11 protein-coding genes are annotated in these 10,371 nt (G+C 64.6%); 9 read left to right on the top strand and 2 right to left on the bottom strand.

Translation table 11 applies throughout. From position 1 onward, the window contains the following. The 8 genes from CH306_RS28750 to CH306_RS29425 form a co-directional block, all read left to right on the top strand. On the top strand, positions 1-103 hold a 103-nt coding region (locus CH306_RS28750), incomplete at its 5' end, for a biotin/lipoyl-containing protein (RefSeq protein WP_141215328.1). An 11-nt stretch (positions 104-114) separates the two neighbouring features. Then, positions 115-579 (top strand): MarR family transcriptional regulator, encoded by a 465-nt coding sequence (locus CH306_RS01700; protein WP_052050232.1) that lies wholly within the window; start codon positions 115-117, stop codon positions 577-579. Positions 580-745: 166 nt separating this feature from the next. Beyond that, the gene (locus CH306_RS01695) at positions 746-2,899 is read left to right on the top strand and encodes an MMPL family transporter (RefSeq protein WP_373453895.1); all 2,154 of its coding nucleotides are present in this window, start codon (positions 746-748) and stop codon (positions 2,897-2,899) included. Positions 2,900-2,923: 24 nt separating this feature from the next. Then, positions 2,924-3,343, top strand: coding sequence for a DUF302 domain-containing protein (locus tag CH306_RS01690; protein WP_032397636.1), 420 nt, complete (start codon positions 2,924-2,926; stop codon positions 3,341-3,343). 52 nt (positions 3,344-3,395) lie between these two features. After that, positions 3,396-3,665: a metal-sensitive transcriptional regulator gene (locus CH306_RS01685; protein ID WP_032397635.1), complete on the top strand. Its 270-nt coding sequence runs from the start codon at positions 3,396-3,398 to the stop codon at positions 3,663-3,665. 157 nt (positions 3,666-3,822) lie between these two features. Continuing rightward, positions 3,823-4,302: a Fur family transcriptional regulator gene (locus tag CH306_RS01680; protein ID WP_032397634.1), complete on the top strand. Its 480-nt coding sequence runs from the start codon at positions 3,823-3,825 to the stop codon at positions 4,300-4,302. Between the two features lie 79 nt (positions 4,303-4,381). Continuing rightward, positions 4,382-6,562 (top strand): catalase/peroxidase HPI, encoded by a 2,181-nt coding sequence (katG, locus tag CH306_RS01675; RefSeq protein WP_230597033.1) that lies wholly within the window; start codon positions 4,382-4,384, stop codon positions 6,560-6,562. Positions 6,563-6,713: 151 nt separating this feature from the next. Next, on the top strand, positions 6,714-6,848 hold the full coding sequence (locus CH306_RS29425) for a hypothetical protein (protein ID WP_254923937.1): 135 nt from the start codon (positions 6,714-6,716) through the stop codon (positions 6,846-6,848). Positions 6,849-6,852: 4 nt separating this feature from the next. Here the strand turns inward: CH306_RS29425 and CH306_RS01665 are convergent, their stop codons facing one another. Continuing rightward, a complete protein-coding gene (locus CH306_RS01665; RefSeq protein ID WP_179272938.1) occupies positions 6,853-7,851 on the bottom strand; it encodes a fumarylacetoacetate hydrolase family protein in 999 nt (332 codons plus the stop codon). Between the two features lie 113 nt (positions 7,852-7,964). Here CH306_RS01665 and glsA point away from each other — a divergent pair, with 113 nt between their 5' ends. After that, complete coding sequence (gene glsA / locus CH306_RS01660; RefSeq protein WP_094645448.1) at positions 7,965-9,212, top strand: glutaminase A; 1,248 nt, start codon at positions 7,965-7,967, stop codon at positions 9,210-9,212. On the opposite strand, the gene CH306_RS01655 is transcribed toward glsA, so the two are convergent. Continuing rightward, positions 9,168-10,367, bottom strand: coding sequence for an NAD(P)/FAD-dependent oxidoreductase (locus CH306_RS01655; protein ID WP_094645447.1), 1,200 nt, complete (start codon positions 10,365-10,367; stop codon positions 9,168-9,170). The genes glsA and CH306_RS01655 overlap by 45 nt on opposite strands. Positions 10,368-10,371: the final 4 nt, after the last annotated feature.

The raw sequence follows: 10,371 nt of genomic DNA, 5'->3' as shown, positions 1-10,371 counted from the left end.
GGAAAACCCCGTCAACGCCCACAAAGCAGGCACCATCACCGGCCTGACCGTCACCGCAGGCGACGCCATCACCCAAGGCACCGTCCTCGCAGAGATCAAGTAGGGGAGTGTCCGATGACTGCCATCGCTGAATCGTTCGACGGTGGTACCTCGCCGGTGCATTCCACCGAGCTCGAAATCGTGTCCACGGTGCTGCGCATGGCGTCGGCCGCGCGGGTCCGTCTGGCGGAGGCACTGGACGCGCAGGGGCTGAGCTGGGCGAGGTACGAGGTGCTGGAACTGGTGTCCAGGCGAGGGCCGATGTCCTACAGTGCGCTGTCGCGGGAGTTGGTGCGGCACCGGACGAGTATCACCGCCACGACGGCCAGTCTCGTCGAGTCGGGGCTGTTGGTGCGGAGCGCCAATCCGCGAAATCGGCAGCAGTACATGGTCGAGGCCACCGACTCGGGGCACCGTGCGGTCACTCGGGCCGAGCGTGCGCTCGAACGCGCTCGGTCGAGGATGGCAGTCGATGCCGATTCTGCTCGGACGCTCGAGGTGTTGCGCGGCATCGAGAAGCAGTGGAACGGTCGGCGCTGACCGGCAGGTGACAACACCGGGCCGTCGGCTCTGAATGCAAGTACCCCTGGGGTGATACCCCCAGGGGTACTTGCATACCCCCTTGGGTATGTGCGAAGGTGGGCATGTTCGATCGATCCGGGGTTTCGTCTGCCCCCTTCGATACCCCCACCCGTATAGGAGCACCATGTCGCTGCGTGATGCCGAAGTTCTTCGTCCACCGGATGATCGGCCGGTAGCCGCGCCGGGCCTACTCGGCCGTGCGGGCGGCGCGATGGTGACCCATCGACGATGGGTGTTCGGTGTGTGGCTCATCGCGCTCGTCGGCCTCGGTTCGTTCGCGCCCTCGGTGTTCTCGTCCCTCGCCGGAGCGGGATGGCAGGCGAACGGATCCGAATCCGTTCAAGTTCGAGAATTGGCCCAGCAGCACTTCGGCGGTAATTCCTCCGCCGCGGTGCAGGTGGTCGTCCACTCCGACGCGGAACCCATCACCGATCCCGCTGTTCGGAACGTGATTGCCGACGTGTCCGATGTGTTCGCCGGTGACACCAGATTCGGGGACGTCGTTGCGCCGCAACCGGGGATGACGATCAGCCCGGACGGCCGAACCGGCATCGTCATCGCCGGGGCGAACGGCACGACCGACGAGATGGTCGAAGCCGTCGACGATGTGAAGGAGCGGTTGACCGCGCTCTCGACCGACGGAATCGAGGTGTACCCCACCGGTTCGTCGGCCCTGTGGTCGGACTTCAACCAGGCGAACCACGACGCGATGATCCAAGCCGAATTGTTCTCGTGGCCGGTCACATTGGCGATCATGGTGCTTGCGTTCGGATCACTCGTCGCCGCCGGATTGCCGCTGCTGCTCACCGTTGCCGGTCTCGTCGCATCGGCTGGTGGTCTCGTTCTGCTCAACGGAGTCACGCCGATCTCGGTGTGGGCCATGAACTTCGCGATGATGTTCGCGCTCGCGCTGGGAATCGACTACGCGCTGTTCGTCGTCGCTCGATTCCGCGATGCGTTGCGTCACGCAGACCCTCGGGCGGCAGTGGCCGAAACCATGGACACCGCAGGCAAAGCCGTCGTGTTGTCCGGGCTGACGGTGCTGGTGAGTCTGTCCGCAGTGTTGCTGGTCCCCGCGCCTGCGGTGCGCACGATGGCTGTCGGAATCATGCTGGCCGTTGCCTTCGTGTTGCTGGCGACCATGACACTGCTCCCTGCGGCGTTGGGCGCGCTCGGACCCAGGGTCGACGCCGCCTCGTTGCCGTACGCCAAGCGGCAGGAACATCGATCCCCGAAGTTCGCGGCCTGGGGCGAGTTGTTGCACAAGCACCCGTGGCCGTTCGCCGTCGTCTCCGTGGGAATTCTGATCGCCCTCGCCCTACCTGTGCTGGGATTGAAGGTGGCGATGCCGTCGATCGCGGTGGTGCCCGAGAACGCACCGGTGCGCCAGGGCTACGAGCTCGTACAGGCCCAGTTCGGGCCGGGTGCACCGGGAGCGCTGCAGATCGTGGTGCCCGACGCCGATGCTCTCGGCACCGCGACCGCCGCTGCCGGGGTCGACGGGATCTCGATGGTGACTCCGCCACAGAGTGCGGCTGACGGTTCGGGATATGCTCTGCTGCAAGCAATTCCGTCGGTGGATCCGTCCGACGAATCGATGGGTACCATTCTCGCCGATCTGCGATCCACGCTGCCCGATTCGGCACTCGTCGGCGGAGCACCCGCGGAGAACCTGGACCTTCAGCAGGCTCTGAACGACTACCTGCCGATCGTCGTCGGGATCATCCTGGTCCTCGGGTTCGTGCTGCTTCTGGCCGCGCTGCAGGCTCCGCTGATCGCGCTGCTCGGCACTCTGGTGAGCCTGCTGTCCACGGCGGCGGCCTTCGGAGTTGCCAAGTTGATCTTCCAGGACGGCCACGGCGCGTCACTGCTCGGTTTCACCCCGCAGGGATTCCTGGACGGGTGGGGCCCGGTGTTCTTCTTCGCGATGATCTTCGCGATCGCCATGGACTACACGGTTTTTCTGCTGGCCACCGCGAAGGAACACTACGAACGCTCGGGCGATCCCAAGGCTGCTCAGGTCGACGGCTTGGCCCACTCGGGGCGAGTCATCTTTGCTGCCGCGGCGGTGATGGTGGCAGTGTTCTTCACGTTCGCACTGTCGGATCCGTTGCCCCCGAAAGAGATGGGCATCATCCTGGGTGTTGCGGTACTGCTCGACGCGTTCCTGGTTCGACTCGTCCTGCTTCCGGTCCTGCTACGGCTGACCGGACACGGCGCGTGGTGGTCGCCGGCGTGGCTGCGTGCGGTGCTGCCCTCCATTCGCTTTTCGCACTGACACAACAATTTTCGAGGAGTCATCATGAACATCGCATTGTCCACCACACTGACCGACACCGATTTCGCCGACGCGATCGAGAGCACGAGAAAGGCGTTGTCGGAGCAGGGATTCGGAGTTCTCACCGAAATCGACATGCAGGCCACGTTGAAGGCCAAGCTCGGCGAGGACATGGAGCGCTACGTGATCCTGGGCGCGTGTAACCCGGGACTGGCTCATCGCGCCGTCGGAGTGATGAAGCAGATCGGTCTGCTGTTGCCGTGCAACGTCGTGGTCCGCGAGAACACGTCGGTAGCGGGGTCCGTCGTCGTCGAGGCGATGAACCCGGCCATCATGGTCGAGGTCACCGGTGAGCCCGAGTTGGGTGCGGTCGCCTCCGAGGCCACCGTGAAATTGCAGGCGGCGATCGCGGCACTGGGCGGTACCGGATCCGATCTCGCTTGATGCCCCCGGGGGTACCATCGGGTTCACTACCGCAACCACCGAGGAGATCGACATGATCGGCGACGAAGACAGCATCGCACTGGTATTGAACCGGCTCAAGCGCGCGCACGGTCAGCTCGCCGGCGTCATCGGGATGATCGAGAACGGACGCGATTGCAAGGATGTGGTCACTCAGCTCGCTGCTGTTTCCAGAGCGCTGGACAAGGCCGGATTCAAGATCGTGGCAACGGGCCTGCGTGAATGCATGACGGGCGAGAGTGCGGGGGAGAAGGAGCCGATGACCGAGGCCGAACTGGAGAAGCTGTTCTTGGCACTGGCCTGATCCCGTCCCGAATCCAACCGAGGAGTGTAGGGACAGCGAACAGTAGGAGTCGCGGTTGCTCGGTGACGGCGCTGTTGTTCGGCGTCCAGGTCGACATCCGGCGAATTCGTCTGCATACTTGACTTTGTCCAGAAAAGCGGAGGATAGTATTGCTGTGATGCCGATCTCACCGTACGCGGAGCTGTTACGCACCGCCGACATGCGCGTGACCCGTCCCAGGGTCGCGGTGCTCGAGGTCGTCGGATCCAATCCTCATGCAGACACCGACACGATCCTCGGACTCGTGCGATCGGTGCTGCCCGAGGTGTCGCGGCAAACCGTGTACGACGTGCTCAATGCGTTGACCGCGGCGCGCCTGGTGCGGCGAATCGAACCGGCAGGATCTCCCGCTCGGTACGAATCTCGCGTCGGCGACAATCACCACCACGCGGTGTGCCGCTCCTGTGGCGTCATCGCAGACGTGGACTGCGCGGTGGGCGAAACGCCATGTCTCACCGCATCGGACTCCGTCGGTTTCACGATCGACGAGGCGGAAGTCATCTACTGGGGCTTCTGCGCACAGTGTTCGACTGCTCGACGGCAGTCGACAGCTCCTGTTTCGTTCCCTCCCGGTTCTCGGACACAGCAGAGTTCGTGAACCGACCTCGATCACAGCCCGATCGTCAGACCCTGGAAGGAAGCACGTGTCAGAAGATCACACAACACGCGAAAAAGAGATGAACGAGGATCAGCCGCAGGAGTCGGGTGGCAAGTGTCCCGTCATGCACGACTCGATGCCGATGCCCGTCGAGGGCGGTAGCAACCGTGAGTGGTGGCCCAAGTCTCTGAACCTCAAGATTCTGAAGAAGAACCCGGCCGTCGGCGACCCGATGGGTGCCGACTACGACTATGCCGCCGAGTTCAACTCCCTCGACCTCGCCGAGGTCAAGCGCGACATCGAAGCGCTCATGACCAACTCGCAGCCCTGGTGGCCTGCCGACTTCGGTCACTACGGCCCCTTCTTCATCCGCATGGCGTGGCACGCCGCGGGCACCTACCGCAAGCAGGACGGACGCGGCGGTGCCGGAGCGGGCATGCAGCGCTTCGCACCCCTGAACAGCTGGCCGGACAACGCCAGCCTGGACAAGGCTCGCCGGCTGATCTGGCCGATCAAGCAGAAGTACGGCCGCAAGCTCTCCTGGGCCGACCTCATCGTGCTCACCGGCAACGTCGCGATCGAATCGATGGGTCTGCCCACCTACGGTTTCGCCGGCGGACGCGTCGACGCCTGGGAGCCGGACGAGGACGTCTACTGGGGCCCGGAGCAGACCTGGCTGGGCGACGAGCGTTACGACGGTGATCGCACGAGCCTCGAGAACCCGCTCGCCGCAGTGCAAATGGGTCTGATCTACGTCAACCCCGAAGGCCCCAACGGCAACCCGGACCCGGTGCAGTCCGCGCTGGACATCCGCGAGACCTTCGGCCGGATGGCCATGAACGACATCGAGACCGCGGCACTGGCCGTCGGTGGGCACACGTTCGGCAAGACGCACGGCGCAGCCGATCCCGACGAGCACATCGGTGCCGAGCCCGAGGGTGCACCCATCGAGCAGATGGGCCTCGGCTGGAAGAACAGCTACCAGAGCGGTGTCGGTGCGGACGCGATCACCAGTGGCCTCGAGGTCATCTGGACGCCCACGCCCACCCAGTGGGACAACAGCTTCCTCGAGACGCTGTACGGATTCGAGTGGGAGCTCTACAAGAGCCCCGCAGGCGCGCACCAGTGGCGTCCGAAGAACGGTGAGGGCGCAGATCTCGTTCCCGACCCCGCCGATCCCACCAAGCGTCGCCACCCGTCGATGCTGACCTCCGACATCGCGATGCGTGTCGACCCGATCTACGAGCAGATCACCCGTCGCTGGCTCGACCACCCCGAGGAGCTCGCAGAAGAGTTCCAGAAGGCCTGGTTCAAGCTCACCCACCGCGATATGGGACCGGTGTCGCGTTACCTCGGCCCCGAGGTTCCCTCGGAGACCCTGCTCTGGCAGGACCCGATCCCGGCCGTCGATCACGAGCTGATCGGTGAGGCGCAGATCGCCGAGCTCAAGCAGACGATCCTCGACTCCGAACTGACTCAGGATCAGCTGATTTCGGCTGCGTGGGCCGCGGCGTCGTCGTTCCGCGTCAGCGACAAGCGCGGCGGTGCCAACGGTGGCCGTCTGCGTCTGCAGCCGCAGGCAGGCTGGGAGGTCAACGAGCCCGACGAGATCGCACAGGTCATCCGCGTGCTCGAAGGCATCCAGCAGTCGTTCTCCGGGACGGTCTCGTTCGCCGACCTCGTCGTCCTCGGCGGCGTTGCCGCACTGGAGAAAGCGGCGGGAGTCAGCGTTCCGTTCACCCCGGGCCGCATGGATGCGACGCAGGAGCAGACGGACGTCGATTCGTTCTCCGACCTCGAGCCCAAGGCGGACGGTTTCCGTAACTTCCTCGGTAAGGGCCAGAAGCTTCCGGCGGAGTACTCCCTCGTCGATCGGGCAAACCTGTTGTCGCTCAGCGCACCCGAGATGACCGTGCTGGTCGGCGGACTGCGTGTGCTCGGAGTCAACTTCGGAAAGTCGTCGCACGGCGTCCTGACCGACAAGGTCGGAACGCTCACCAACGACTTCTTCGTCAACCTCCTCGACATGGGCACCGAATGGGTCCCCACCGCTGAGGACGGCATCTACGAGGCCAAGGATGCCGCGACCGGTGAGACGAAGTGGACCGGAACCCGTAACGACCTGGTGTTCGGATCGAACTCCGAATTGCGCGCTCTCGCCGAGGTTTACGCCTGCGACGACGCCAAGGACAAGTTCGTTCAGGACTTCGTGGCGGCGTGGGACAAGGTCATGATGCTCGATCGGTTCGAGCTGGCCTGACCTTCTCTACCGAACTCGAAGTTATGGATGGAAACCGTGCTCGATCCATCCATAGCTTCGAGTTCGTCGTTACCGGTCCGTGACCTTTCGTTGCCGATTCGTGTCCTCGGTCCCCGGCTCGCTGCAATTTGCGAGCGGCAAGCTACAAGACATGACACACGACGAGGGGGCGGCAGGAGCCGTCGACCACAACATGGACGAATCACGCAAGGGAGCATCCGGCTTCGGGTCGTTCCTGGAGATGTTCCAGGATGCCTCCACCGACAAATCCGACATCGAGCGCTGAATCCTCAGCGAGTACCGATCGTGTTGGTAACCGATCCGATTCGTTCGATGCTCAGTTCGACGCGATCGCCCGGGGCTATCCAGCGGTCGAGCTCCAGGCCGCATCCGCGGGGAAGCGTGCCGGAGGTCAACAACTCACCGGGGTAGACGTTCTCGCCGCGACTGGCGTACGCGAGTGATTCTCCGATCGAGTACCGCATGCCTGCGGTGCCCGTGGTCGACCACACTTCGTCGTCGACCGTCACGGTGGCCGTCAACGAGTCCAGATACGGTGACACCTCGTCAGCGGTGACGATGTCGGCTCCCATGGAGCTGGCGAAGGTCTTGGTCTTGACCACCGGGCCGAACGGGGTGCGGCGCTGCTCCTCCCACTGGGTGTCGCGAGCACTGATGTCGTCGAACACCACGTACCCACCGATCGCAGCGGTGGCTTCCCGCTCGGACACGTCGCGAACGGGCCTGGTCACCACGGCTCCGAACTCGAGCTCGAAATCCAGTGCCCGGCTGTAGGACGGCCACTCGACCGGAGCTTCGTCGGCGACGACGGTGAGGTGATTGCCCGTGTAGTAGACCGGATGGTCGTCGAACCCCGGTCCCGGACGGAGTGCAGGAAACGTCGACCGTGTGACGGCCTCGAACCCGCGGATGAAGGGGACAGCTCTCGGGAGGTTACGGCGAACCAGGTTGTGCGCAGCCAGATCCCAGTGCGCCTCCCAGCCGAGGAAGCACCGAAGCGACGCAGGAACCACCGGCAGTGTCGGTGCCGGTCGGTCGATCACCGCAACTCCCTCGGACACCGCACGCTGCACCACGGACCGAGCCGAGTCGCGCGCACGTTCGCCGGCGTCGAGAAATCCGAGCACCGTGCGGGTGAGTGGGCGCAGAGCCTCGTCGGCACCCAGCGTCGACACTGCGGCATCGAGATCGACCCAGGCACCGGACTCGGGTGCGTACACGGCCAGACGATCTGTCGAGTCGGCAGCGATCAGGCGTCGCAATCGCACGTCAGGAATCCGATCTTCGCGGGAGGGGCCCTACAACGGTTGAGGAACCAGGAGTGTAAGCGGCAGTACGGCCGCGATGTCAAGGCCTGTTCGTCGAGGACTAGCGTGGACACATGAGATCGCCTGTTCCCGAATACCTCGCATCCGTGTTGGAGGACTGTCGAGAGTTCGACGGCGGGACCGTGACCGAGGGCAACCCGGTAGTGGCCTCGGCGGATCCCGACACGTTCGCGGTCGCACTCGCCACCGTCTGGGGATCGCTGCACGGAGCGGGCGATACCGACACCGAATTCTCGATCCAATCGATAGCCAAAGCGGTCGCATATGCGCTCGCCATCGAGGACAACGGCATCGAGGCGGTGCTCGAGGCCGTCGACGTCGAACCGTCGGGCGACTCGTTCAACGAGATATCGCTGGAAGCAGAGACCGGAAGGCCGCGGAACCCGTTGATCAATGCCGGTGCGCTGGCAGTGCATTCGATGATTCGAGGCCACGGGAGCGAAGAGCGGGCGGGGCGAATGTCGGACCTTCTGAGCAGGATGGCAGGCCGCGAACTCTCCGTCGACCGTCAGGTGTACGAGGCCGAACTGGAATCCGACGACCGGAACACCGCGATCGCGCACCTGCTGAAGTCGGTCGGCCACCTCGGAGCCGAGCCCGCCGATGTCGTCGACGGCTATGCGCGTCAGTGTGCGGTGACCGTGACCTGTAACGACCTGGCCCGGATCGCCGCGGTGATGGCGAACGGCGGCAAAGATCCTCGGACGGGCGAGCAGACACTCGATTCGGCGATCGATCGTCACGTACTGGCGGTCATGGCGACCTGTGGAATGTACGACGGCAGTGGCAGCTGGCTCGCGACCGTGGGTATACCCGCCAAGAGCGGGGTGGCCGGGGCGATCATCGGTGTGTTGCCGGGTCAGGTGGGTATTGCCGTCGTCTCACCCAGACTGAACGAGCATGGCAACAGTGTGCGCGGGGTGGCGGTGTTCGAGAGACTCTCGCGCGATCTGGGCCTGCACATGATGAACGTCGCGCCCAGCGGTGAATCGGCCATCCGCAGCGTGACCGAGGCGGACGGCGTGACCACCGTGGAGCTGCAGGGCGATCTTCGGTTCGCGGGTGCAGAGGCGGTCACGTCCCGTTTGGTCGCCGATGTCGGCGAAAACACCTGTACTACGGTCGATTTCAGTGAGGTACGTGCCATGGACGGCGCGGCTCGACGGCTCCTGCGCGATGCGTTTCGCGCCCTGGACGACGACGGACATCGGGTCGTCGCTCACGACCCCGACGGGTTCATGGAGTCGCCCGACCGGTCAGAGTCGGCCGGCGAGAATCATGTTCCAGTAGGACAGCGGTAGGCCGTATCGGTCGAAGGCCCAGGCGGAGCGCCTCGGCTTCAGCGAATCGAGGAACGACGGCAGCGACGGTGTCAGGGTTCCGGTGCGGTCGAATTCGGCGGCGATCAAGCTGTGTGCGCCGACGGCGATGGGGGCAACGGTGTAGCCGTCGTACTCCGACAACGGTTTCCCGCTACGCGCTGCGATCAGATTGTCGACGAGAATCGAAATCTGTTTGCGCAGTGCGCCACCCGAGGAGTCGGTGTCGATTGCTGCTCCGTCACCCGCGGCCCAGACCTCCGGATACACCCGGTGGCGCAGAGTCCGACCGTCGATGTCGACGACACCGTGCGCCGCAGATCCGGTCAGGTTCGACTCCTCCAGCCACGTCGGACCGCGGAACGGCGGTACGAGGTGCAGCATGTCGTAGCGGATGCGATCGTCGACGCCGTCGTTGTCCGTGACGGTGATGTGTCCGGTCTCCGGATGCAGAGCCGTCACTGCGGTACGGGGGAGTATTCGCACGCCGAGCTCGCGTAGTCGCCCGACGACGATGGCGTCGAGCTCGGGATTGCCCAACATTCGATGTCGATCCACCACCAGTGTGATGTCGATTCCCGGCAGGCGCCCGCTGCGCATCCAGTGGTCCGCTGCGAGAAACAACGGCTTGAGCGTGGTGCCGGTACAGCCCACCGGTGGGCGGGGCACTGTGAACACAGCACTGCTGCCGACGGGGAGATCCCGTGTCAGGCGCCAGGTGGCTTCTGCTCGGTCGAGGTAATTGCTTGCAACACCGGGGAATTCGAGTGCCGCGTGTACTCCGGGCAGGGCGTCGGTGTCCACCACGAGACCCTGGCCGAGAACGAGGTCTCGATAGCCGTACGCCCTGCCGGACGTGCATCGCACCAGACGGTTCACCGGATCGATCGCTGTCACCGAGTCTTCCAGCCAGACGCATCCGGTCGGAATCACCGAACGCTGTGTGCGTTCCGCCTCGGTCAGCGCTGCCTGACCGGAGCCCACGTAGGACAGCAGTGGACGATACGTGTGCACCTGCTCGGGCTCGATGACAGCGACGTCGGAGATGCCCTTCTTCAGCAGCCGCGCAGCCGCGCTGATGCCTGCGTTGCCTCCGCCGACGACGAGCACGTCGTAGGTCTTGCTCGGGGTGGTCACTTAC

The sequence above is a fragment of the Rhodococcus sp. 15-725-2-2b genome (assembly GCF_002259075.1).
Classification (GTDB): Bacteria; Actinomycetota; Actinomycetes; order Mycobacteriales; family Mycobacteriaceae; genus Rhodococcoides.
This window is presented reverse-complemented; position numbering and strand designations above follow the sequence as displayed.